The sequence below is a fragment of the Pseudoalteromonas sp. SG41-1 genome, assembly GCF_014164575.1.
GTDB lineage: Bacteria > Pseudomonadota > Gammaproteobacteria > Enterobacterales > Alteromonadaceae > Pseudoalteromonas > Pseudoalteromonas rhizosphaerae.
Map to the genome: position 1 here is coordinate 111,360 of NZ_JACJFL010000001.1, position 24,162 is coordinate 135,521.

A 24,162-nucleotide genomic window follows, 5' to 3' on the forward strand; every position below is an offset into this window, starting at 1 on the left:
TATGAGTTACCTTGGAACCACCCAAACCCTATTCGTTAACGAAGTAAGTAACGAAGGCGCGTACCTTGATGGTCATGATCTGGGTGAAGTTTTTTTACCAAGCAGTGAAATTAAACATGAGCTAGAAGCTGGCGATAGTGTCAGCGTATTTATCTTTTTAGATAATGCTAATCTCGCCACTGCAACAACTAAAAAGCCGTTAGCTCAAGTAGGTGAATATGCCCTACTTCGTGTTAAAGAAATCAACAGCATTGGCGCTTTTTTAGATTGGGGGCTTGATAAAGATGTACTGGCACCGTTCAACGAACAAAAGCCAAGAATGCAAGAAGGCTATTCTTATTTAGTACGTTTGTATTTAGATAACGCCAGTGGCCGTATTTGTGCATCAAATAACTTTAATCGTTTTATCAATAAAACGGAGCCTGAGTACGCGCCGCTGCAAGAAGTACAGTTAATTGTCGCTGGCAAAACCGATATTGGCTATAAAGTATTAATAGAAGAAGCACATTACGGCGTTATATTTTACAACATGGTGTTTAAAAACATGTTTGTTGGCCAACGCTTAACTGGATTTATTCAAAAAGTACGTGAAGACGGAAAAATTGACGTTATTCTTGAAAAACCAGGTATGGCTAAAGTAAGTGACTTGGGTGAGAAAATAATGGATAGATTAAAATCCGAAGGCGGTGTTATTGCTTTAGGTGATAAATCGGATCCTGAGACAATTAAAAAAGTTTTCTCAACCAGTAAAGCAAATTATAAAAAAGCCATTGGCGGTTTGTTTAAGCAAGGCTTAATTGATATTGAAGCTAAGGCTATTAGGTTGAAATAAGCTACGGGCTACGGGCTACGGGCTACGGGCTACGGGCTACGGGCTACGGGCTAACAAAATATTGTTATATCATGAAAAGAGTAAAGTTAAAGCTTTGCTCTTTTTTATTTTATAAGCACCAATGGCAACAATGAGCGAAAAGCAGACACTAAAAAGTTAAATTTATTCTTGTTTTAATCAGTCGAATCCTAATTTTGTCCGATAACATTATTAACCGCCGTTTTGGTGCAAAATAACAAGAGCAATTCCTAGCTATTTTAATTATTTGTTTACAATGGTAATTTTTGGTGAAATTATCAGGGTATGTAATAAACGCCGTTTTGGTGTGATATAAACCACTAAAATGGTGTTCAATTAGCTGTTAAGGTACAAGAAAGTATGGAAGCATCATTTGACGTTAGAGGGAAAGAGTTTAAAGTAGACTTTTCAATGTTTGGGTCAGAAAAGTATTATTTTAACGGTGAACTTCTCAAAAAGCGGTGGAATTTTAAATTTAATGATCGGTTAGTATTTGATACCGACGAAGGGAAAATTGAAATTGTAGTTTCTCTATCCCCCAAGTCTTGGTCAACTCAAGCATTTTTAGATAATGAATTGGTTGTTGAAGAACTTTTTCCTGAATTTAAGCAAAAAATCGAAGATGGCAAAAAAATTAAAGGAATGAGTAAGTCCGGTATGTTTAAAAATGCTATTTTGTGGTGTGCGATAACAGTCTCATTTTTACTGATATTCCAGTGGGCTAAGTAACCCTAACAAGCGCCTAAACTCCGACAATTTCACGTTGTCATGGTTTTCGCAAACAACGCAAGCCACGCCAGCTGCGTATTAGGCGGGCGTTAAAAGGCTTCAGCCGACTTCGAATAAGGATGTTCAAATGAGATTACATGAACTACACGTAAATAACTTCAGAATACTAAAAAATTGCTGTATTAAATTCAGAGATACAACATTCCTTATCGGTCCAAATAATGCTGGTAAATCCAGTGTTTTCTCCGCATTAAGCCACCTTCATAAAAATTCAAACCTTGATAGAGAAGACTATTCTAAAGAATACAATGAAGAACAAGAAAGTTACTCCTATGAAAGCGAAGTAGAAATTATAGCTGAATACCAAAATGTACCTCTTGAAGCTAGCAAACTATGGGAAGTCCAGAACTCGGCTATGGTTAATGCACCAATAAAAATAAATTAAAAACGGGTTATTCTACAGGCTCGTTAGCTGCCGAAGTAGAGTCTCGTGAATAACTTAACGTGTTGTATTAAAAATGAATAACGAAATTAAACTAATTTTCTATATTGTTTTTGCTGTGCTTGTATCTGGCTGCACTTCAATTGGGAGCTACATAATATCAAATCCTGATGTTTATCTATCAGAGGCTGAATTTATCAAAGCTGAGCCTGAAGAAATCGGTTTCACAAAACATGAATTTTGTTCACATAACACAAAAGAGTGTATTCCATATTTAACAGCGCCTCCTTACCTTTCTGAGGATTTTACGGAGGGTAGTTATGTTTATTACAACCTTCACGCAATAGGCAATGGAGTAGAAAATACGATATCTCATACAATGACACCTGATACATTTAATCGTTTAAAGGGAACTGCTCTATTGCTGCATGGATATGGAGGTAGTAAAGAGGTTATGATGGCTACGGCGATCTATTTTAGAGCTCTCGGCATGAACGTGGTCATCCCTGATTTATTTGGTCATGGCGAATCAAACGAAAAGTTTGCTTTTGGTACGAGGGAGCATCAAGCGCTTTCCCAACTCCTCAGTAAATTGACAAATAAAAGAGAAAATAAAGAATTAACAGTTGTTGTTGGACACTCAATGGGAACTTTAGCTGCAAGTAACTTATTGTCATCTGAACATGTAGATGCAGCTATTTTACTAGCCCCTATGATGAGGTTCGACCTTGCAGCAAAAGAATATTTACCAAATAAAGCTCCTATGTTAAACAGTATATTTTCTGATCAGGTGGATGATATTGTTACTCAAACAATGGAAGATGCATCAGTTACATTAGAAGACACAGATTTATTAATTAATTTAAATGAAAGCAGTAAACCAACCTTGTTAGTAAACTCAAATATTGATTCGGTTTCACCACCGATTTACTTTTCGTCCGTTAAAAATAAACAGATAACAAAATTTATATTTGAAAATCGCGCTCATTCAAGCTTGATGGTCTTCAATAAAGAAGACTCCAGTAAAATAGAAAAATGGCTATTTGAGCTTTAAATTATTACAGCGGCAGCTAATCGGGTAGCCGGAGGTCTCTAACCTCCAGCCACCACACCACCCATCATGCGCTTTTTATTAGCAGGTAGTGCAATGGGCGGTTCACCTCCCGTAATAAATATTGATCCAAATATCTCCCAGTGACACTAAACCTTTTGACGCTAAATAGTCATTGCCTAGCGCAATGTTTATAGTACCTGTATTACTCAAAAGCGCAGCGCCTCTTAACCTCTTTGTGAATAATTTACTAAATTTTTTTCACAAAGAGAAAGGAATGAGAAGTAAATGAGGGAAACTTAGCGCTTAGTATTAGCATGCTTAGTAATCTAACACGAATATTACTAACCGATTGAATCAAAATAGCAACTCAGTTATGGTTAAACCATCTATAAAAATAAATTAAAAACGAGTTAATCTACAGGCTCACTGCCGACCATCTGCAATTGGCACATTCCTGCCTATTCTTCGCCAAGTTATTAAGTTTGTATACCCAGAAACAAAAAGAGCAAAGTAAATACTTTGCTCTTTTTTTCTTAGTATTAGTAACAGCACTAATTAAAATAACGCTTGTTTATTTTATCGAGTCATTAATTTCTTTAAGAACCGCAACTGGGTCTGCGGCTTGTGTGATCGGACGGCCAACAACTAGATAATCGCTACCATCTTCAATTGCTTGCTTTGGTGTCATGATACGTTTTTGATCTCCTGCATCACTGCCTGCTGGGCGAATGCCTGGGGTCACTAGTTTAAAATCGTTACCGAGTAGCGATTTTAATTGCTTGGCTTCTTGCGCTGAGCACACTACCCCGTCAAGGCCTGACTCTTTGGCAAGTTTTGCTAAATAGATAACTTGCTCAGCAGGCGTTTTTTCAACACCTAAACGCTTTAGTTCGTTTTCATCCATACTGGTTAAAACGGTAACGGCAATTAATAATGGCGCTTTATCACCAAATTGCTCAAGCGCTTGTTTGGCTTTAGTCATCATTTCAACACCGCCACTGGCGTGAACATTCACCATCCAAACACCCATTTTGGCAGCTGCGGTAACCGCTTTGGCAACTGTATTTGGAATATCATGAAACTTTAAATCTAAGAATACGTCAAAGCCAAGGTCAATTAATTCTTTTACAAAAGCAGGTCCAAAATAGGTAAACATTTCTTTGCCTACTTTTAAACGACATGTATCAGGCGATAATTGCTTTACAAAGTTTAAAGCGGTTTGCTGATCATCGTAATCGAGGGCGATAAGAACTTTTTTTGAATGTTCGAGAGACATAACTTTCCTAAAACTGATTGTAGAAGTAAGTGAATATTTTTATAGAAAACTAAAAACCGTCTAAACCACGGCTCGGTACTATGGTTTCCCAATGTTTGCACGAAGGACAAACCCAATAAATTGTATGACTGGTAAAGCCACAGTGTTGGCACTGAAAATCTGGCTTGGTCGCAATATAAGATGAGACCAGTTTATCTATTTGATCTAGTACATCTTTAATATCATTATTTTGTTTTGCTAATAGCTGTAATAAAAAACTAAAGCCACGAATTGTCGGCTGACGTTTTAAACTATCAGTTAAAAATTTAATTGCTTGTTCGGTATGCCCTTGCTCAAGTAATGCTTGGCAATGTTTTATTTTTATTAGCACCCCACCCTTATCAAGTAGCTGCTGTAATAATTCATGAAATTGGTGGGTTAGGTTTAATTGCTCATAACTGTGAGCTAAATCATCTATAAACAAGGGCGCAAAAAAAGTGAAACTACAGATCAGCTCACGCCAATAATAAATTGCTTTTACGTAATCTTCTTTTGCAAATGCTGATTTACCTAATTCATATAATGGGCGGATCGCTTTATGATTTAGGCTAATGGCTTTGCGCATAATTTGCGGATCATTGCTAAGCAACGCAGCTTCACAATAAAAGTTAGCAATGGCTTTGAAATGTTGCGGCTTTGAAAATAAATCACTGTGTGCTTCGAACATATTGATACCCTTTTCCCATTCGCGTGTTTGCGAATATAAATTAAGTATCGGCTCTAATGCATCACTGTGGTTGGCTTTTACTAACCACACTAAATGTTCTTCGGCGCCATCAAGCAAACCCGCCATAATATAATCTTCAGCAAGTTCAAGGCGACTAGCAGCAGCTTGTTGTTCATTAAGGCTTGGGTGTTTGAGCAGTAATTCGTGGATTTTTATTGCACGATCTAATTCACCTCGGCGGCGAAACATCGTTGCTAATGTAGAATAATGTTCAACAGAGTCAGCGGCGACTTCAAGCAAGTTGATTAAGTGCTCAAGGCCCTGATCTTCTTCTCTGTCGAGTAAAAACTTTAAGCCTTTACTGTATTCAGATGTGATCTGACGATTAAGTTGATGAGCTTGGTTTTTAGCGCTATTTTTACCCATGATCCAGCCATAACCAGCCGCAACAGGTAAAAGTAAAAACAAAAGCTCAATCATAGTTAGGTGTCTTTATTAGCAACAAGCTTATTATTATCTTTTTCAGGCGCTAATTTTTTTTTCAAACGATAGTTTTGCCACTTTAATTGCGAAAACAATTTAAAGCTAATAAAACAACCAATTGCGACACCTAAAGCAAAGCAGATACTTATTATCATTGCGAGGGGTAAAGTATTGCTAGCAATAATATAATTTATTTGCACTAACTGTGGATTTTGCGAACCAAGTACAAATGCAAAAATTAAGCATATTGCTACCAGGATAATTTTTAATACCCTAAACAAGTAACTACTCCAACTAAATAACTAGGCAATGCTCGCGTTTACGCGATCTCTTAACTCTTTGCCTGGTTTAAAATGTGGTACGTGCTTACCTTCTAACTCAACCGTGTCGCCAGTCTTTGGATTACGACCTGTGCGAGGTGAACGAAAGTGTAATGAGAAACTACCAAAGCCACGGATTTCAATACGATCTGAGCTTGATAATGAGCCGGCCATTTGTTCAAGAATTTCTTTAACAGCATTCTCAACATCTTTCACAGGTACATGCGCGTGTTGCTCGGCTAATTGTTCTATCAATTCTGACTTAGTCATAACGTTTCCTTAAAAAGAGATAAAGGAAGGGCAACACTGCCCTTCCAATTAAGACTGATTAATTAGTCTTTTTGTGCATTTGCGAATGCAGCTGCCATTGCGTTTTCGAACACTGGCTCTTCTTTCTTAAGCTTTTCTAGTACTTCTTTCTCTTCTGCTTCGAAAAGAGCTTTAACTGAAAGGCTTAAAGTGCGGTTCTTACGATCAACACCAACATATTTCACTTCAATTTCGTCGCCTACAGAAACAACAGTAGTTGCATCTTCAACGCGCTCTTGAGCGATATCAGCTACACGGATGTAACCTTCAACGCCTTCGATAAGTTCAACAGTTGCGCCTTTCGCATCAACTTCTGTCACTTTACCTTTAACAATAGCACCTTTTTTGTTTGCATCAAGGTAGTTATTGAATGGGTCAGCTTCGATTTGCTTAACACCTAGAGAGATACGTTCACGCTCTGGGTCAACTTGCAATACGATAGCAGTGATTTCGTCGCCTTTCTTGAATTCACGTACAGCGTCTTCGCCAGGTGTATTCCAAGAAATGTCTGAAAGGTGTACAAGACCGTCAATACCACCGTCAAGACCGATAAAGATACCGAAGTCAGTGATTGATTTGATCTTACCAGTAACTTGATCGCCTTTGTTTTGTAGACGAGCAAATTCTTGCCAAGGATTAGCAATACATTGCTTAAGACCAAGTGAAATACGACGACGTTCTTCGTCGATTTCAAGAACCATAACTTCAACAGTGTCGCCTAAGCTAACAACTTTAGAAGGATGGATGTTCTTGTTAGTCCAATCCATTTCAGAAACGTGTACTAGACCTTCAACGCCTTCTTCGATTTCTACGAAGCAACCGTAATCTGTAAGGTTAGTTACACGACCAGAAAGTTTAGAACCTTCTGGGTAACGACCAGCGATAGCTGCCCATGGATCTTCACCAAGCTGTTTAAGGCCTAGAGATACACGAGTTTTATCTTTGTCGAATTTAAGAACTTTAACTGCGATTTCGTCGCCAACATTAACGATTTCTGAAGGGTGCTTAACACGCTTCCACGCCATATCAGTAATGTGTAGTAGACCATCAACACCACCAAGGTCAACGAACGCACCGTAGTCAGTAAGGTTCTTAACGATACCTTTAACTTCTTGACCTTCAACAAGGTTAGCAAGAAGCTCTTCACGTTCTTGTGAGTTTTCAGATTCGATAACTGCACGACGTGAAACAACAACGTTGTTACGTTTTTGATCAAGCTTGATTACTTTAAATTCAAGCTCTTTGCCTTCAAGGTGAGTTGTGTCACGTACTGGACGAACATCAACAAGTGAACCAGGTAGGAAAGCACGGATTGAATCAACTTCAACAGTGAAACCGCCTTTAACTTTACCGTTGATAACACCAGTAACAGTCTCTTGCTCTTCACATGCTTTCTCAAGACGGATCCACGCTTCGTGACGCTTCGCTTTCTCACGAGAAAGGATAGTTTCACCGAAACCGTCTTCAATTGCATCTAGTGCAACATCTACTTCGTCGCCAACAGCAACTTCTAGTTCACCAGCAGCATTTTTGAACTGCTCTGCAGGGATAGCACTTTCTGATTTAAGACCAGCATCTACAAGTACAATGTTGTTCTCGATAGAGATAACTGTACCTTTAACGATAGAGCCTTGCTCTGCTTCAAAACCCTTTAAGCTTTCTTCAAATAACTGCGCAAAATTTTCTGACATACGAATATACGTCTCATATATTATTACCAATAAGCAACCATGCTGCATGGGGTTGTTAAAATAGCACTGGCATCCTGCTGGCGCATAAATAGTTTATCGTCGCTTTGGAAGTTTACCTTCGACGATCGCTGCATCTAATAAAATCATAACCTTATCAAACACTTGCTGTGCATTAAGCTCGCTAGTATCGAGTTCAATAGCATCGTCAGCTGGTACAAGCGGCGCAACAGCACGATTCATATCGCGGTCATCACGTGCTTGAATATCTTCTAATAGACCACTTAGTGTAACATCAAGACCGCGTTCATTCAACTCAACAAAACGTCGGCGCGCGCGTTCTTCTGCACTAGCGGTTAAATAAATTTTTAATGGAGCATCTTGGAACACCACAGTGCCCATATCGCGGCCATCGGCTATTAGCCCATTTTCAGTTCGAAATGCGCGTTGGCGCCGTAATAATGCTTCTCTAACGCGCGGTAAGGCTGCTACTTTTGAAGCGGCAGCTCCTACTTCTTCATTTCGAATTGTTGTTGATACATCTTCACCTTCCAGAATAACCTTTCCAGCGTTAGTTTGACTATCAACTAAAAACTGCACATCTAAGTTAGCAGCTAAAGGCACCAATGCCTCTTCGTTGTCTAGTGCAATTTGGTGATGAAGTGCTGCTAGTGCTAATACGCGATAAATCGCGCCACTATCCAGTACATCCCACCCTAATTTATCGGCTAACAAGCGACAAACAGTTCCTTTACCTGAACCACTTGGGCCATCAACGGTGATCACGGGCATTAATAACGCCTGCATTTAAACCTCCTGCAATGCACACCAAAATAAAACTGCGACATTATACGTTACTTAATTAAATATATCCGCTTTTTGTATGTAACTTTTTATATTTCAACTTTAGTCATTTATTGACTAACCGATGCTAGTACATTGAAAAATGTTGGAAATGTCTTGTATGTACACTTAGGATCATTGATAGTTATTGGCTTGCCGCCTACCGCTACCATGGCAAAACACATCGCAATACGGTGGTCGTCATAGGTATCAATCGCCACATCGTTAAAGTGTTTTGGCGGTGTTATTTCGATGAAATCTTCACCTTCAACTACCTCAGCGCCCACTTTACGCAGCTCCGTCGCCATTGCATGTAAGCGATCAGTTTCTTTTACGCGCCAGTTATAGATATTACGAATAGCGGTTGGACCATCTGCAAATAACGCCACTGTAGCAAGGGTCATCGCCGCATCAGGAATAGCATTGGCATCGATATCAACACCTTTTAATTCGCCTTTACGTACCACTAAGCGCTCGTCATACCAATCTATTTTAGCACCGACCTGCTCCATCACTTTTGCAAAGCCAATATCGCCTTGCACAGATTTTGCACCTACACCTTTGATCTCGATTTCACCACCGGCAATTGCCGCCGCAGCGACAAAGTAAGATGCACTTGATGCATCCCCTTCAACCATAATACGCTCAACAGCTTGGTATTGCTGCGCACCTTTTACAGTAAAGGTTTTATAGTTATCGTGAGTTACCGATATGCCAAAGCGAGCCATTACATCTAAGGTAATATCAATATACGGTTTAGATACCAACGTCCCCTTAATTGTAATGCACGTATCGCCATTAAATAACGGCGCAGCCATTAATAATGCAGTGAGAAATTGGCTCGAAATACTGCCATCAATTGCAACGTTGCCGCCATTAATTTGCCCACCAACAATTTTAAGTGGCGGATAGTCTTTATTTTTTAAATAACTAACATCCCCACCGAGCGCTTGCAGAGCATCCACTAGATGACCAATTGGACGTTCCTCCATACGTGGCTCGCCAATTAGTTCATAGTTTCCCTTCACCGCTGCTAAAACCGCAGTCAGTGGGCGATACGCGGTGCCTGCATTACCTAAAAACAGTGGCTCAGCTGGAGTTAAAAACTGCCCGCCAACACCTTTTACAGTGGCTACAGTTTTATCATCATTAAGACTTACATCAACGCCCAATAATTTTAATGCGCCAAGCATATGGCGAATATCATCACTGTCTAATAAATTTTCTACAACCGTTGTGCCTTGCGCAAGTGCCGCTAACAGTAAAATACGATTTGATAAACTTTTTGAGCCAGGTAAGGTAACACTGCCATTTACTAGATTGATTGGCTCTAACCGTAACTGCTCCATTAACTGTGCTCCTTGGCAAATTTCGCCATAAAGTCAACTAACGCTTGTACACCGGCAAGTGGCATGGCGTTGTAAATACTCGCACGCATACCGCCAACAATACGGTGACCTTCAAGTGCAAGTAAGCCAGCTTCTTTTGCTTGGGCTAAAAACTGTGCATTTAAGCTTTCATCATTGAGCCAAAAAGGCACATTCATACGTGAACGACAATGCTTAGCAACCTTATTACTATAAAACGGTGATTCATCAATAAAGCCGTACAGCAGTTCGGCTTTTGCTATATTTTGCTGTTCCATGGCTTTAACACCACCATTTTTCTCAAGCCAGTCAAATACTTCTGCCGCTAAATACCAAGCAAACGTAGGTGGCGTGTTATACATGCTGCCTTGTTTTACTTCGAGTGCGTAATCAAATATACCTGGCTTTGCAACCCCTTCACGCTCAAGCAACGTTTTACGAATGATCACAATGGCAAGGCCTGATGGACCAATATTCTTTTGTGCACCAGCGTAAATTAAATCAAACTGATCAACATCAAACTCACGCGATAAAATAGTTGATGACATGTCTGCAACGATCGGCGCTGTTGGGTGACTTGGTACATCAAACACTTCAATGCCATCAATGGTTTCATTTGGACAATAGTGGATGTATGAAGGATCGGCTGGAAATTGCCACTCACTAACTGGTTTGATAGAAAATTGCTCATTTGTGTCATTACGGACATCAAGCTCAGTGACGGTAGTAAATTTGACCGCTTCGTCAACCGCACCTTTAGACCACACACCATTTTCACAATATACGGCATCTTTACCTGCTTGGTGCAGGTTCAGTGGCACAGCAGCAAATTGGCCTCGACCACCGCCATGCATAAACAGCACTTCAAATTCATCGCTGATATTCATTAACCGACGTAAGCTTGCTTCACATTGTGCCGTTAATGCTAAAAATTCTTTACTACGGTGACTGATCTCCATCACCGATACACCTAAATCTTGCCAATCAAGAAATTCTTTTTGTGCTTTTTCCATCACAGCTGGCGGTAACATTGCAGGCCCAGCACAAAAATTATATATACTCATTACCTTTCCTCATTCCAGTAATTTAACAATTGTTTTTAATTGCTAATTTTAACAATTAATTTTTTTGATTTTTATAGTAAAAAAAAGCGGCCGAAGCCGCTTTAATGATTAATGTTATGCCTCTGGAGGATTATCCCCAGCGTCATCATTAACAGTGTCGACTAGTTCAACGCTTTCACCTTCGATAATAGCGTTAAGCTCATCGATTTCGATCTCTTCGATACGTTGTAAACCAACTACTTGCTCTTCGTCAATAGTTCTTATCAAAATAACACCTTGGGTATTTCGCCCAACGGTAGAAACTTCATTAACGCGAGTTCGCACCAGAGTACCTCGATTAGAGATAATCATGATTTCATCGTTATCGTCAACTTGTACAGCACCAACTACAGCACCGTTACGCTCACTTACTTTGATTGATACCACACCTTGAGTCGCACGACTCTTAGCAGGGTAGTCACTGAGCAATGTACGCTTACCGTAGCCGTTTTCTGTCACGGTTAAGATAGCACCATTCGTCTTAGGTACAATTAATGATACAACACGTTGGCCTTCAGCCATCTTAATACCACGAACACCTGTTGCAGTTCGGCCCATCTGACGAACACCCTTGAACTTGATTTCCGGGTTACCGTTTTCATCAAGTACTGGGTTGCCGTTTTCATCTAAAACAGGTGATTCTTCGGCTTCTTTAAAGCGAACAACTTTACCAGCATCAGTAAACAACATGATTTCGTTGCTACCATCAGTGATATCGACACCAATCAAGCTATCACCGTCGTTTAAGTTAACGGCAATAATACCGCTAGCACGTTGACGGCTATACGCAGTCAATGGTGTTTTCTTCACGGTACCAAATGCAGTTGCCATAAAGATGTATTTATTTTCTTCATACTCACGTACTGGCAAGATAGCCGTAATACGTTCGTCTGCTTCAAGCGGCAATAAGTTTACAATTGGCTTACCACGGGCTGCACGACTGGCAAGTGGTAATTGATACACTTTAAGCCAATATAAGCGACCCGCCGTTGAGAAACAAAGAATCGTGTCGTGAGTATTAGCAACTAGTAGACGTTCAATGAAATCTTCATCTTTCATCTTGGTTGCTGATTTACCTTTACCACCACGGCGCTGTGCTTCGTAATCAGACAATGGCTGATACTTCACATACCCTTCGTGAGATAGGGTTACTACTACGTCTTCTTCTGTGATCAAGTCTTCAAGACTAATATCATGAGCCGCGGCATTAATTTCAGTACGACGTTCGTCGCCGTATTGCTCTTTAATTTCAACTAACTCATCGCGGATAACTTCCATTAAACGCTCAGGATTAGCAAGAATATATAAAAGCTCGGCAATTAAATCTAATAACGTTTGGTATTCGCTTAGAATCTTTTCATGTTCAAGACCAGTAAGCTTGTGTAAGCGTAAATCTAGAATTGCTTGGGCTTGTTGCTCAGAAATATAATACTGACCATCACGAATGCCTAAGTCATCCGCTAACCAATCTGGACGGGCAACATTTGCTTCACCGGCTTTTTCAAGCATGGCTTTCACATTACCTAATTCCCACGGGCGGCTAGCAAGTGCTACTTTAGCTTCAGCTGGCGTTGGTGAGTTACGAATAAGCTCGATAATTGGGTCAATGTTAGCAAGTGCAATTGCTAAGCCTTCAAGCATGTGTGCACGATCGCGGGCTTTACGTAGGTCAAATACCGTACGACGAGTCACTACTTCACGGCGGTGAATGATGAATTCTTCAAGCATTTCTTTTAAGTTGAAACACTTAGGCTGGTTATTGATCAACGCAACCATGTTCATACCAAACACAGTTTGTAACTGAGTTTGTGCATAAAGGTTGTTTAAGATCACTTCGCCTACGTCACCACGTTTGATCTCGATAACGATACGCATACCGTCTTTATCTGATTCATCACGTAATGCACTAATGCCTTCAATCTTCTTATCTTTAACAAGCTCAGCAATCTTTTCGATTAAGCGGGCTTTATTTACTTGATAAGGGATCTCGTGAACGATGATCGTTTCACGATGGGTTTTTTCGTCAACTTCAATTTCCGCACGTGCACGCATGTACACTTTGCCACGGCCAGTTAAATAGGCTTGTTCAATGCCTTTTTTACCGTTGATAATTGCCGCAGTTGGAAAATCTGGGCCCGGAATATAATCCATTAGTTCATGAATGGTTAATTCAGGGTTTTGAATAAGTGCTAAACAGCCATTCACAACTTCAGTTAAGTTATGAGGCGGAATGTTCGTCGCCATACCTACCGCAATACCCGATGAACCGTTCACTAATAAGTTAGGAACTTTGGTCGGTAATACGTCAGGAATTTGCTCTGTACCATCATAGTTAGGTACAAAATCAACAGTCTCTTTTTCAAGATCAGCCAAAAGCTCATGAGACATTTTCGCCATACGGACTTCGGTATAACGCATTGCTGCTGCTGAGTCACCATCAACTGAACCAAAGTTACCTTGGCCGTCAACTAACATATAACGTAAAGAGAATGGCTGGGCCATACGTACGATTGTGTCATACACCGCACTGTCGCCATGGGGATGGTATTTACCAATTACATCACCAACCACACGGGCTGATTTTTTGTAAGGCTTATTCCAATCATTATTAAGCTCGTTCATAGCAAACAAAACGCGGCGGTGAACAGGTTTTAAACCATCACGTACGTCTGGTAGTGCTCGTCCTACTATTACGCTCATTGCGTAATCTAAATAGGAGTTTTTTAACTCGTCTTCAATATTGACTGGCAGAATTTCATTGGCGAAATCAGTCATTTGATATCACATTCCTTCAGTATTGACCCACGAAAGTGCCACATATGGGCGCTTGCGGGGATTTAGTTATTATTACCAAGTCATGCTACCACAATTTATTTAGATTTACAGGCGCTAAATCTTTGCGATTTATTAATTTACCCCTATATAATGGCCTGAGATTGACGAGGAAGTTTTTTATGACCGAACATCAGAATGTAGATAGTGCAGAAATTGCAAAGTTTGAAGCCATCGCTGAGCGTTGGTGGGATCGTGAAGGAGAATTTAAACCCCTTCATGAAATTAATCCATTAAGATTAGATTTTATTGCCGACAAGGCCAAAGGCTTATTCGACAAAGAAACACTCGATGTCGGCTGTGGTGGCGGTATATTGAGTGAAAGTATGGCGCGAATGGGCGCACATGTGACTGGTATTGATATGGGTCAAGAGCCGTTAACCGTTGCGAAACTGCACAGTTTAGAAACCGGTGTAAACGTTGACTATATAAAAATACCTGCCGAACAGTATGCCAGCGAACACCCTGCCCGCTTTGATACTATTACTTGTATGGAAATGTTAGAGCATGTGCCAGACCCTGCATCTATCATTCATGCAGTAGCAGAATTAGCGAAACCTGGTGCTGATGTATTTTTCTCTACATTAAACAAAACCCCAAAAGCATATTTGTACGCAATTATCGGGGCGGAAAAATTATTGAAGATGGTGCCTGATGGAACCCATGATCACAAAAAGTTTATCAAACCAGCACAACTCATTGCATGGGCAGAACAAGCGGGCCTCAAAGTACGTGCTAGTGCGGGATTGAGTTATAACCCTTTATCAAAGCAGTACAGCTTAAATACCGATGTAAGCGTTAATTATATTCTGCATTTTGAGAAACTAGCGTAATGGCTGGTTTTAACACAGCAACCCCCGCAATTGATTACGACGCCTTTATTTTTGATTTAGACGGTACATTACTCGATACCGCAGATGATTTAGGGGCTGCGCTTAATTACGTACTCGCTAATCATAACCAACCATTAGTAACCGCTGATATATATCGTCCTGCAGCTTCTAACGGTGCAATGGCGCTGCTTGCAGCTGGATTTGGTCAGCAATGGCACGATCACCCAAATCAAGCTGACTTACGCCAGCAGCTATTAACGGCCTACGCAGATAATATTGCCACCCATAGTCAATGCTTTACTGGAATTGCACAATTATTGATCGCGCTTGATCAACAACAGATCAAATGGGGGATCATGACTAATAAACCTGAGTTTTTGACTATTCCATTAGTTGCTGCAATTGCTGAACTCAAAGATGCACAGGCCATTGTCAGTGGTGACACCCTCGATATCGCTAAACCATCTCCTTTACCTTTACTGCATACAGCCCAACTGTTAGATGTTGATCCGAGTCGTTGTTTGTATATCGGTGATGCGCAGCGTGACATAATTGCAGCCAAGGCTGCAAACATGCACAGCGCTGCTGCGTTGTGGGGCTACATCCCTAGTGAAGCTGAAGCATTGAGTTGGCAAGCCGATTTTAATTGGCAATCACCTATTGATGCGTTTAACCATATATAGTGCCATGTTAAATTTTAACCACTACATATTGTGATCGTGTTACTTTTTGCACATTGTTTGTTGATAAAAAAAGCAGCCAAAATTTATTTTTAAAATGCGTAAATTTAATCGATCATCAGTTGATTTTTATAAATTTCATTTTAATCAGATGGTCAAAGGTTAATGGCTACTAACACAAGCGTGTTATCCCAACGTTATCCACAATTAGGGGCGTTTATGCCCCTTGCAAATGATCGCATACCACACTATCTTGTGATCTAGAATTTGATGAACACCAGATGTTGTGGCTAAATGTTATTCAATTAAATTCGCGCTAATACAGTTTTATTGCAATAAAAAATTTATTTTAAGAAAAATGTGTCACTAAAAAATATTATATCCCAAGGAATACAGGCAAAACTATGAACCAACAGCTATCTGTAAGCAAACGTGACGGCCGTAAAGAGTCACTTGATTTAGATAAGATCCATCGCGTTATTGCTTGGGCCGCCGAAGGTCTAAATAATGTGTCTGTCTCACAAGTTGAGCTGAAATCGCACATCCAGTTTTATGATGGTATTCGTACTGAAGACATCCATGAAACCATCATCAAAGCGGCCGCTGATCAGATCTCTAAAGAGTCGCCTGATTATCAATATTTATCAGCCCGCTTAGCTGTATTCCATTTGCGTAAAAAAGCCTATGGTCAATTTGAGCCACCGCGCTTGTATGATCATATCGTTAAGTTAGTTGAAGATAAGCGTTACGATGCACACTTACTAGCTGACTACACAGAGCAAGAAATTGATCAACTGGATGAATACCTTGATCATGGACGTGATTTAAACTTCAGCTATGCTGCTGTTAAACAGCTTGAAGGTAAATATTTAGTACAAAACCGTGTTACGGGTGAAATTTATGAAAGCGCACAGTTTTTGTATATTTTAGTTGCAGCCAGCTTGTTCTCTGATTACCCAAAAGAAACGCGTTTAGACTACATAAAGCGTTTTTACGATGCGGTGTCATTGTTCAAAATTTCATTACCTACGCCTATTATGGCGGGAGTTCGTACCCCTACGCGTCAATTCAGTTCATGTGTACTGATTGAATGCGGTGACAGCCTAGATTCAATTAATGCAACCTCATCAGCGATTGTAAAATACGTATCGCAACGTGCAGGTATTGGTATTAATGCTGGTCGTATTCGCGCACTAGGTAGCCCTATTCGCAATGGTGAAGCATACCACACTGGTTGTATCCCGTTTTATAAGCACTTTCAAACGGCCGTTAAAAGTTGTTCGCAAGGTGGTGTCCGTGGTGGCGCAGCAACCCTGTTCTATCCACTTTGGCATCTAGAAGTTGAAAACTTATTAGTGCTTAAAAACAACCGTGGTGTTGATGATAACCGCGTTCGTCACTTAGATTACGGTGTACAGTTTAATAAACTAATGTACTCACGTTTGATCAAAGATGATTACATCACATTATTCAGCCCGTCTGATGTGCCTGGTTTATATGATGCATTTTTTGAAGATCAAGATGAATTTGATCGTCTTTACGTACAATATGAACAAGACGAGTCAATTCGTAAAAAACGTATTAAAGCGATTGAGCTGTTTTCAATGTTTGCACAAGAGCGTGCTAGCACTGGCCGCATCTATTTACAAAACGTTGACCACTGTAATACACACAGCCCGTTCATTGCTAAAGTGGCACCAATTCGCCAATCTAACTTATGTTTAGAAATTGCATTGCCAACTAAACCACTTAACAATGTTAATGATGAAGAAGGTGAAATTGCACTGTGTACGCTGTCGGCCTTTAACTTAGGTGCGATTGAGTCACTGGATGAACTTGAAGAGCTTGCAGAACTTGCGGTACGTGCACTTGATAACTTACTGGATTTCCAAGACTACCCGGTGCCAGCAGCACATAATGCAACTATGGGCCGTCGTACACTAGGAATAGGCGTAATCAACTACGCATATTACCTTGCTAAAAATGGCAAACGTTATTCTGATGGCAGTGCCAATGCATTGACTCACAAAACATTTGAAGCAATACAGTATTACCTAATGAAAGCCTCAAATGAACTGGCTAAAGAACGTGGTGCATGTCCTAAATTTAACGAAACAACGTATTCGCAAGGTATTATGCCAACCGATACGTACAAACGTGATTTGGATAAAATTTGTGATGAACCATTGCATTTAGATTGGGATACATTACGTGCCAATATTAAAGAGCATGGTATGCGTAACTCAACGTTATCTGCGTTGATGCCATCTGAGACATCGTCGCAAATTTCAAATGCAACTAATGGTATTGAACCACCACGTGGTCATATCAGTGTTAAAGCCAGTAAAGATGGTATTTTAAAACAAGTTGTACCTGAGTATGAACGCCTTAAAAATAATTATGAATTATTGTGGGATATCCCATCAAATAAAGGTTATTTAGAATTAGTGGGTATTATGCAAAAGTTTGTTGACCAAACAATTTCTGCCAATACTAACTACGATCCAAATAAGTTTGAAGGTGGTAAAGTACCAATGAAGGTCTTATTACAAGATTTACTGGGTGCTTACAAACTTGGCGTTAAAACCCTTTACTACCATAACACCCGTGATGGTGCATCTGATATGCAAGAAGATACACCAGAAGTGGAAGATGATGATTGTGCAGGCGGTGCGTGTAAAATCTAATCGGTAATAAATATAAATTGGAAGCGGGCTATACGCCCGCTTTGCCCTGTTCGTTTTTTGAGTGATCTTATGTCTTATACTACTTTTAGCCGAAACCATAATAACCAACTACAAGAACCGATGTTTTTCGGCCAAACCGTTAACGTATCGCGTTATGATCAACAGAAGTACCCTATTTTCGAAAAGCTAATTGAAAAACAACTATCGTTTTTTTGGCGTCCTGAAGAAGTCGATGTAAGTAAAGATCGGTTAGATTTTCAGGCCTTACCTGATCACGAAAAACATATATTTTTAAGTAACTTAAAATATCAAACCTTACTTGATAGTGTGCAAGGTCGCTCGCCTAATGTTGCGTTACTGCCAATTGTGTCGATCCCAGAACTTGAGACCTGGATTGAAACATGGGCATTTAGTGAAACAATCCATAGCCGTTCATATACACATATTATTCGTAACGTTACCCAAGCCCCTGAGCTTATTTTTGATGATATCGTTAGTAACGAAAAGATCAGTGAACGTGCTGATGCCGTAACTAAATATTACGATGAATTAATTAATAAAGTGGCTGTGTATAACTTATACGGTGAAGGTAAACATGAACTTAATGGCGAAACAGTTCATATCAGTTTATTTGAACTTAAAAAGCTTTTATACCTTGCAATGATGTCAGTGAATATCTTAGAAGCGATCCGTTTTTATGTCAGTTTTGCCTGTTCATTTGCGTTTGCAGAGCGAGAATTAATGGAAGGTAACGCTAAAATTATTAAGCTGATCGCCCGTGATGAAGCGCTTCATCTTTCTGGTACTCAGCATATTTTGAATATTATGCAAGATGGTAAAGACGATCCTGAAATGGCTATCGTAGCAGCCCAGTGTCGTGATGAAGCGATCAAGATGTTTGTTGATGCTGCTGAACAAGAAAAAGAATGGGCTGAATACCTGTTTAAAGATGGTTCAATGATTGGCTTAAACAAAGATATTTTATGCCAATACGTTGAGTACATTACTAATGCTCGTATGACTGCAGTTGGTTTACCAACACAGTTTAAAACCAGCAGTAACCCTATCCCATGGATCAATTCATGGTTAGTGTCAGACAATGTACAAGTTGCTCCACAAGAAGCGGAGATCAGCTCATACCTTGTAGGCCAAATTGACTCTCAAGTTAATGCCTCTGATTTCGGTGACTTCGATCTCTAATGACCAGCAACAAAACTGCAAAGATCCACTTTGCAGATAATAGCCAGTGTGTAGATTTTGACACTGGCTGTCATTCCCTTTTAGACTGCCTAGAACAACAGCAATATGAAATTCCTTTTCAGTGTAGAGAAGGATATTGTGGTGCCTGTAGAGCAACCCTAGTAGCAGGGCAAGTCACCTATAACGAAGAACCACTCGCCTTTGTACGTGATGGAGAAGTACTGCTGTGCTGCTGTAAACCCGATGGCAATATCACTCTCAATTTGAAGTAATTTGTTAATGCCAGTCAAACTGCTTTGTTTCATAGCAATGTATTTTATCACTGATCATTAAACTACTTTCATCTATGGTTACATCCCAATTTAAACTGCGGGTTAAATCCACCTGAATATCATCAATAAACTGTTGGTCAATCTCAATAATATGGCTATTATCAAATAACTTTAACCGTGACTGAGATTGCGTCAACCATTCACTATTGCCCGTTGTTAAAATTAATAATTCATCCACCTGCTTAGCGATCTTAACTAATTCATCAAGGTCAGGTTTATCAACACTTAACCAGGTTTTATAATGTTCGTCCAACGCTTGAATTCCTACATCTGGCTGTAGTTTATCAGCAAGTTTATTAAGCACTGCATGGCTGTCATAAGATAAAATACAATAGCCTAACAGCTTTAAAACAAAATGCTCCAGTGTTTCATTTTTAGTCAACGCTGTGGTAAAAATTTCTTTGTGATTACGCTGATGACGCAGATCAGCTATGCTAAATCGTGCTTTAAAAATACGTGTTTTATCAGACATAATATTCACCAGTCTCGCCGTTACTCCTATTGAGTATAGCCCAATCTGATATAAGCACGTTTATTTTAAAAGTTATGGTATAACATTATTGATCAGCACAAATGATGGTGTTATATTATATCACAACATAATAGCAACAACGTAGTAACCATGATCCGACATTCCTTAATATCAACTGCAATTATCACTGCTTTAAGCTCTTTTTCTGCTCATGCTGCGCTGGTAACTGGGCAAGTTTTTGACAATAACAAGCAACCACTCAGCTATGCCGATGTGCACGTACACGGTAAAGCACAGTCAATTAAAACTGACGAGAATGGCCGATTTAGTATTAATATTGATGCTAATAGCCAATTACATATTAGTAAAAATAATTTTGTTGATGCTAGAGTTCAAGTAACTGAAACCAGTTCTGCTCTAAATATCACGCTTGTACCTACGTCAGTTGAATCTGTCGTTGTGTATGCCTCTGCCCTGCATAAAAATAGCTTAGAGATGATTTCACCAGTGAGTGTACTCAGTGGTGATGAACTGCGCAATAAAGCAAAACCCACGTTAGGCGAAACGCTCAAAGGGCTTCCGGGTGTTAATGCCAGCTATTTTGGCCCTGTTTCATCTAGCCCTATAATCCGTGGCTTAGATGGCCCTCGCGTTAAAATCACCCAAAATGGCTTAGACAGCAGCGATGCGTCACGTATTGGCCCAGATCACGCAACATCGAATGACAGCCTAGCTGCAGAACAGATTGAAGTTTTGCGTGGCCCAGCTACGCTACTTTATGGCTCAGGCGCGATTGGTGGCGTAGTTAACGTAGTAGATAACCGCATTCCAACTGATAATATCGAGCAGTTAACTGGGGCTGTTGAATACAGCCATGACACAGTTTCAAATGCCAACACCTATGCTGCCAAGCTTGAGACGGGCCATAACAACTTTAACTTCCATTTTGACGGTACCAAACGCACTGGTGATGACTACCAAACTCCGCGTTTTAACTTACCTGAAGAAGAGCACGAAGATCATGAGGGTCATGACGAAGAAGAGCATGAAACAGCCACCTCGGTAAAAAATACCTTTATTGATAGCCAAACCGTTAACTTTGGTACTAGCTATGTAGGTGAGCATTTAACGCTAGGTGTTTCTTATGGCCGTATTGAAACCGACTACGGTATTCCAGCACATAGCCATGAACATGGCCATGATCACGAACACGAACACGACCATGATGAAGGCGAAGAAGAAGCCGTTTATGCGCGTGTAGAACAAGATCGCTGGCAAGGTTTGATGAGCTATGCATTACACAACAACTGGATTGAAACTATTAATTTACGTCTAGGTTATACTGATTATCGCCATGCTGAAATTGAAGATGGCGCGATCGGTACTATCTTTAGTAATGAAACCACTGAAGCACGTTTAAATATCGAGCATAAGTTAGGTAATTGGCATGGTATGGCTGGTTATCATTTTAGTGAATCTGATTATGATGCCGATGGTGAAGAAGCCTTCACACCCGCTAGCAAAACGACTACTCATGCATTATTTATCCTCGAAGAAAAACAGTTTGGCAACGTGACATTAGAATTAGGTGCGCGTATTGAAGATTATAATATTGATAGTAATGTCGGTGCTGCTGCGCATGACCATGACCATGAAGATGATCATACTGATGAACACGCCAATGAAATAACGCCTTACAGTAAAAGCTTTACTAATCTGAGCGCTTCAGCAGGCGCTATTTGGCAATATACACCCGGACAAAGTATTGCGCTTAGCGTGTCACACTCTGAACGCGCACCGTTATCAGCCGAGCTATTATCAAATGGTGTCCATATTGCAACTGGCACCTATGAGCTTGGTTTAGGCTACGCGATAGAAGACGGTGAAATTCACTTCGAACCTGAAAATATCAAACAAGAAACATCAACCAATATTGATTTTGGCTTTAGACGCTTTAGTGGCGATTTTGGTTATACGGTTAACTTTTTCTATAACGACATTGCCAATTTTTACTATCAGCAAAACACGGGGTTAATGTTTGATGAAGAGCACGGCCTTGAAGCTGCAGAGCCTGGCCACGATGATGGTATGGCTGTTTATCAATTTGTCAGTAAAAATGCGAAATTATACGGCATTGAATTTGATGCACATTATCAATTAAATTCAAATGCGATGGTAAAAGTATTTGGTGACTCAACCACTGCAAAACTTGCTGATGATGAAGGGTATTTACCGCGTATTCCGGCAAATAAGTTAGGTTCAGAATTTCAGTATAATATCAGTGATTGGCAGTTCAGCTTAACTGGCACACACTACTTTGAACAACGTGATATTACGGCTTATGAAACCGCAACTGATGGCTATACACTGTTTGATGCGCAAGCAAATTATCAATTAAGTGTCGGTCCGGTAGATACACAGTTTTATATCAACGTTGATAATATTACGGATGAACTGGGTTTTGTACATAGTTCATTTATTAAAGATGAAGCGCCACTTCCTGGGCGTAACTTTAGAATTGGTCTACGTGGTTATTTCTGATCTCAGTAAATAACCATAAAAAAGCCGCGCTAATAGTTATTAGCGCGGCTTTTTTATTACTCAATTTCTAATTAAAGAATTTCGTGTAGCTCAACGTCAAATACCAGTGTTGAGAATGGTGCAATTGCAGCACCGGCACCACGTTCTCCATAAGCAAGCTCATGAGGAACATAGATACGCCATTTGGTGCCTTCAGGCATCATTTGTAATGCTTCAGTCCAGCCTTTGATCACGCCACCAACTGGAAACTCAGCAGGTTGACCACGCTCATAAGAGCTGTCAAATACAGTACCGTTGATAAGTGTACCGTGATAATCAACACGCACTGTTGACTCAGCAGTTGGCTTGTTGCCTTCACCTGTTGCTAGTACTTCATATTGAAGACCAGACTCAGTCACTGTGATTTCAGCACGTTTTGCATTTTCTTCTAAGAATGCAATGCCTTCAGCTGCAAGTACTTTCGCTTCTTCTTCACGACGTGCTTGGATTTCAGTGTTGATTTTTTCGAATGCAGCTTGGATCTCAGGGATCTCAACTTGGAAATCGCCGCCCACATACGCATCTTTCATGCCTGCAAATACTGAATTTAAGTTTAAACCTTCGAAAGGGTTAGCTTTAAGTTGCTCACCCATCTGTAGGCCAATACCGTAACTTGCTTTTTCAGCATCTGTAGTAAAATTATCTGACATAATATGTTTCACGTTTTGTTTATACCAAGCTTAATAACGCTGGTATCAGTTAAAAGACGCGCCTATGCTATCATAAAAAAAAGCCCTTTTGGGCTTCTTTAGAGCTAGTTTTTAGTGAGTTTTCGCTTTATTAAGCGCACAGCAAAAGTCAAGATTGGCAAGCTGATTAAAATACCAGCAAGTAATGGACGACTCAGTAATGCCTGCGTACCAACTAATAGCACCGGCACGACTAATAAACCGATACAACCAATAAATATTGCCGCAATTTCTGGCCAGTATTTATCATATTTAGTAATTAAATGCCCAGCTAATAGATTAAAGCCTAGGCAGTAAAGCATAGCTGTGAGCAATACATGCTCTGGTTGTGCATCCATCGCCATTTTAACGAGTAAGTTAATAGCACTGTGATAACAGTAGCCAAACACCGACCATAACAGTACGTGTTTTAGCACCCGTTGTGTGGTGTTTAATTGATTTTGCTGTGACATCTTAAACTCCAGATAGCAAAAAGCCGCCCATAAGGCGGCTTTTTAAATATGGTGGAGAGATAGGGATTTGAACCCTAGAGGGGCTATAAACCCCTGCCGGTTTTCAAGACCGGTGCATTCGACCACTCTGCCATCTCTCCGTACGGCGCGGATAATAGGGGTTAGCCGCCTTGTTGTAAAGCCCTAAAAGTAAAAAAGTTCAAATTAATCGTTATAATTACTCAAAGCGCTTAAA

General features: G+C 40.1%; 22 protein-coding genes and 1 tRNA gene. 10 read left to right on the plus strand and 13 right to left on the minus strand.

The features are described 5' to 3' along the window. Position 1 precedes the first annotated feature (1 nt). The 4 genes from H5203_RS00515 (at position 2) to H5203_RS00530 (ending at position 3,075) form a co-directional block, all read left to right on the plus strand. On the plus strand, positions 2-832 hold the full coding sequence (locus tag H5203_RS00515) for a S1 RNA-binding domain-containing protein (RefSeq protein WP_182719011.1): 831 nt from the start codon (positions 2-4) through the stop codon (positions 830-832). A gap of 378 nt (positions 833-1,210) precedes the next feature. Then, on the plus strand, positions 1,211-1,579 hold the full coding sequence (locus tag H5203_RS00520; protein ID WP_182819182.1) for a hypothetical protein: 369 nt from the start codon (positions 1,211-1,213) through the stop codon (positions 1,577-1,579). 127 nt (positions 1,580-1,706) lie between these two features. Continuing rightward, the gene (locus H5203_RS00525; RefSeq protein WP_182819183.1) at positions 1,707-2,024 is read left to right on the plus strand and encodes an AAA family ATPase; all 318 of its coding nucleotides are present in this window, start codon (positions 1,707-1,709) and stop codon (positions 2,022-2,024) included. A gap of 73 nt (positions 2,025-2,097) precedes the next feature. Beyond that, positions 2,098-3,075 carry a carboxylesterase gene (locus H5203_RS00530; protein ID WP_182819184.1) on the plus strand — a complete coding sequence of 326 codons (978 nt, stop codon included), beginning with the start codon at positions 2,098-2,100 and terminating at the stop codon, positions 3,073-3,075. A 571-nt stretch (positions 3,076-3,646) separates the two neighbouring features. Here H5203_RS00530 and pyrF read toward each other — a convergent pair. From pyrF to gyrA, 9 genes are all read right to left on the minus strand, one after another. Then, positions 3,647-4,351, minus strand: coding sequence for an orotidine-5'-phosphate decarboxylase (pyrF, locus tag H5203_RS00535; RefSeq protein ID WP_182759318.1), 705 nt, complete (start codon positions 4,349-4,351; stop codon positions 3,647-3,649). 49 nt (positions 4,352-4,400) lie between these two features. Then, positions 4,401-5,537, minus strand: a complete 1,137-nt coding sequence (gene lapB, locus H5203_RS00540; protein ID WP_182819185.1) for a lipopolysaccharide assembly protein LapB — start codon at positions 5,535-5,537, stop codon at positions 4,401-4,403. 2 nt (positions 5,538-5,539) lie between these two features. Next, on the minus strand, positions 5,540-5,821 hold the full coding sequence (locus H5203_RS00545) for a lipopolysaccharide assembly protein LapA domain-containing protein (RefSeq protein WP_016707217.1): 282 nt from the start codon (positions 5,819-5,821) through the stop codon (positions 5,540-5,542). Positions 5,822-5,842: 21 nt separating this feature from the next. Then, complete coding sequence (gene ihfB / locus H5203_RS00550; RefSeq protein ID WP_016707218.1) at positions 5,843-6,130, minus strand: integration host factor subunit beta; 288 nt, start codon at positions 6,128-6,130, stop codon at positions 5,843-5,845. A gap of 62 nt (positions 6,131-6,192) precedes the next feature. Next, entirely contained in the window at positions 6,193-7,860 is a 1,668-nt protein-coding gene (gene rpsA, locus H5203_RS00555; RefSeq protein ID WP_029216020.1) for a 30S ribosomal protein S1, read from the minus strand. Between the two features lie 93 nt (positions 7,861-7,953). Beyond that, the gene (cmk, locus tag H5203_RS00560) at positions 7,954-8,664 is read right to left on the minus strand and encodes a (d)CMP kinase (RefSeq protein WP_145233224.1); all 711 of its coding nucleotides are present in this window, start codon (positions 8,662-8,664) and stop codon (positions 7,954-7,956) included. Positions 8,665-8,771: 107 nt separating this feature from the next. Continuing rightward, entirely contained in the window at positions 8,772-10,049 is a 1,278-nt protein-coding gene (gene aroA / locus H5203_RS00565) for a 3-phosphoshikimate 1-carboxyvinyltransferase (protein ID WP_182730600.1), read from the minus strand. After that, positions 10,049-11,131 (minus strand): 3-phosphoserine/phosphohydroxythreonine transaminase, encoded by a 1,083-nt coding sequence (gene serC / locus H5203_RS00570; RefSeq protein ID WP_182717451.1) that lies wholly within the window; start codon positions 11,129-11,131, stop codon positions 10,049-10,051. The genes aroA and serC overlap by 1 nt, the downstream gene beginning before the upstream one ends. A 114-nt stretch (positions 11,132-11,245) precedes the next feature. Further along, a complete protein-coding gene (gyrA, locus tag H5203_RS00575) occupies positions 11,246-13,945 on the minus strand; it encodes a DNA topoisomerase (ATP-hydrolyzing) subunit A (RefSeq protein WP_145233217.1) in 2,700 nt (899 codons plus the stop codon). Between the two features lie 179 nt (positions 13,946-14,124). Here gyrA and ubiG point away from each other — a divergent pair, with 179 nt between their 5' ends. The 5 genes from ubiG to yfaE all read left to right on the plus strand — a co-directional run bounded on the left by ubiG (position 14,125) and on the right by yfaE (position 19,674). Continuing rightward, the gene (gene ubiG / locus H5203_RS00580; protein ID WP_145233215.1) at positions 14,125-14,835 is read left to right on the plus strand and encodes a bifunctional 2-polyprenyl-6-hydroxyphenol methylase/3-demethylubiquinol 3-O-methyltransferase UbiG; all 711 of its coding nucleotides are present in this window, start codon (positions 14,125-14,127) and stop codon (positions 14,833-14,835) included. Beyond that, complete coding sequence (locus tag H5203_RS00585) at positions 14,835-15,518, plus strand: HAD family hydrolase (RefSeq protein ID WP_182819186.1); 684 nt, start codon at positions 14,835-14,837, stop codon at positions 15,516-15,518. The genes ubiG and H5203_RS00585 overlap by 1 nt, the downstream gene beginning before the upstream one ends. A 401-nt stretch (positions 15,519-15,919) precedes the next feature. After that, positions 15,920-18,202 (plus strand): class 1a ribonucleoside-diphosphate reductase subunit alpha, encoded by a 2,283-nt coding sequence (gene nrdA, locus H5203_RS00590; RefSeq protein WP_145233211.1) that lies wholly within the window; start codon positions 15,920-15,922, stop codon positions 18,200-18,202. Positions 18,203-18,271: 69 nt separating this feature from the next. Continuing rightward, positions 18,272-19,402, plus strand: coding sequence for a class Ia ribonucleoside-diphosphate reductase subunit beta (nrdB, locus tag H5203_RS00595; RefSeq protein ID WP_145233209.1), 1,131 nt, complete (start codon positions 18,272-18,274; stop codon positions 19,400-19,402). Next, positions 19,402-19,674 (plus strand): class I ribonucleotide reductase maintenance protein YfaE, encoded by a 273-nt coding sequence (gene yfaE, locus H5203_RS00600; RefSeq protein WP_145233207.1) that lies wholly within the window; start codon positions 19,402-19,404, stop codon positions 19,672-19,674. The genes nrdB and yfaE overlap by 1 nt, the downstream gene beginning before the upstream one ends. Before the next feature lie 4 nt (positions 19,675-19,678). Here yfaE and H5203_RS00605 read toward each other — a convergent pair whose 3' ends face one another. Further along, on the minus strand, positions 19,679-20,206 hold the full coding sequence (locus tag H5203_RS00605) for a YaeQ family protein (RefSeq protein WP_182717449.1): 528 nt from the start codon (positions 20,204-20,206) through the stop codon (positions 19,679-19,681). Positions 20,207-20,356: 150 nt separating this feature from the next. On the opposite strand from H5203_RS00605, the gene H5203_RS00610 reads away from it, so the two are divergent. After that, positions 20,357-22,747, plus strand: coding sequence for a TonB-dependent receptor domain-containing protein (locus H5203_RS00610; RefSeq protein ID WP_182819187.1), 2,391 nt, complete (start codon positions 20,357-20,359; stop codon positions 22,745-22,747). Positions 22,748-22,818: 71 nt separating this feature from the next. On the opposite strand, the gene H5203_RS00615 is transcribed toward H5203_RS00610, so the two are convergent. From H5203_RS00615 to H5203_RS00625, 3 genes are all read right to left on the minus strand, one after another. Next, complete coding sequence (locus H5203_RS00615) at positions 22,819-23,436, minus strand: FKBP-type peptidyl-prolyl cis-trans isomerase (RefSeq protein WP_182717447.1); 618 nt, start codon at positions 23,434-23,436, stop codon at positions 22,819-22,821. 104 nt (positions 23,437-23,540) lie between these two features. Continuing rightward, complete coding sequence (locus H5203_RS00620; protein WP_179959208.1) at positions 23,541-23,927, minus strand: hypothetical protein; 387 nt, start codon at positions 23,925-23,927, stop codon at positions 23,541-23,543. A 49-nt stretch (positions 23,928-23,976) separates the two neighbouring features. Next, positions 23,977-24,067: transfer RNA gene (locus H5203_RS00625), tRNA-Ser, on the minus strand. Positions 24,068-24,162 lie beyond the last annotated feature (95 nt).

Bases quoted from the DNA above. Each gene is read 5' to 3' on its own strand.
- aroA (WP_182730600.1), bottom strand. From the start codon at position 10,049: ATGGAGCAGTTACGGTTAGAGCCAATCAATCTAGTAAATGGCAGTGTT.
- cmk (WP_145233224.1), bottom strand. From the start codon at position 8,664: ATGCAGGCGTTATTAATGCCCGTGATCACCGTTGATGGCCCAAGTGGT.
- gyrA (WP_145233217.1), bottom strand. From the start codon at position 13,945: ATGACTGATTTCGCCAATGAAATTCTGCCAGTCAATATTGAAGACGAG.
- H5203_RS00615 (WP_182717447.1), bottom strand. From the start codon at position 23,436: ATGTCAGATAATTTTACTACAGATGCTGAAAAAGCAAGTTACGGTATT.
- H5203_RS00515 (WP_182719011.1), top strand. From the start codon at position 2: ATGAGTTACCTTGGAACCACCCAAACCCTATTCGTTAACGAAGTAAGT.
- nrdA (WP_145233211.1), top strand. From the start codon at position 15,920: ATGAACCAACAGCTATCTGTAAGCAAACGTGACGGCCGTAAAGAGTCA.
- H5203_RS00520 (WP_182819182.1), top strand. From the start codon at position 1,211: ATGGAAGCATCATTTGACGTTAGAGGGAAAGAGTTTAAAGTAGACTTT.
- lapB (WP_182819185.1), bottom strand. From the start codon at position 5,537: ATGATTGAGCTTTTGTTTTTACTTTTACCTGTTGCGGCTGGTTATGGC.
- H5203_RS00620 (WP_179959208.1), bottom strand. From the start codon at position 23,927: ATGTCACAGCAAAATCAATTAAACACCACACAACGGGTGCTAAAACAC.
- H5203_RS00530 (WP_182819184.1), top strand. From the start codon at position 2,098: ATGAATAACGAAATTAAACTAATTTTCTATATTGTTTTTGCTGTGCTT.
- nrdB (WP_145233209.1), top strand. From the start codon at position 18,272: ATGTCTTATACTACTTTTAGCCGAAACCATAATAACCAACTACAAGAA.
- H5203_RS00585 (WP_182819186.1), top strand. From the start codon at position 14,835: ATGGCTGGTTTTAACACAGCAACCCCCGCAATTGATTACGACGCCTTT.
- rpsA (WP_029216020.1), bottom strand. From the start codon at position 7,860: ATGTCAGAAAATTTTGCGCAGTTATTTGAAGAAAGCTTAAAGGGTTTT.
- serC (WP_182717451.1), bottom strand. From the start codon at position 11,131: ATGAGTATATATAATTTTTGTGCTGGGCCTGCAATGTTACCGCCAGCT.
- ihfB (WP_016707218.1), bottom strand. From the start codon at position 6,130: ATGACTAAGTCAGAATTGATAGAACAATTAGCCGAGCAACACGCGCAT.
- ubiG (WP_145233215.1), top strand. From the start codon at position 14,125: ATGACCGAACATCAGAATGTAGATAGTGCAGAAATTGCAAAGTTTGAA.
- H5203_RS00605 (WP_182717449.1), bottom strand. From the start codon at position 20,206: ATGTCTGATAAAACACGTATTTTTAAAGCACGATTTAGCATAGCTGAT.
- pyrF (WP_182759318.1), bottom strand. From the start codon at position 4,351: ATGTCTCTCGAACATTCAAAAAAAGTTCTTATCGCCCTCGATTACGAT.
- H5203_RS00525 (WP_182819183.1), top strand. From the start codon at position 1,707: ATGAGATTACATGAACTACACGTAAATAACTTCAGAATACTAAAAAAT.
- yfaE (WP_145233207.1), top strand. From the start codon at position 19,402: ATGACCAGCAACAAAACTGCAAAGATCCACTTTGCAGATAATAGCCAG.
- H5203_RS00610 (WP_182819187.1), top strand. From the start codon at position 20,357: ATGATCCGACATTCCTTAATATCAACTGCAATTATCACTGCTTTAAGC.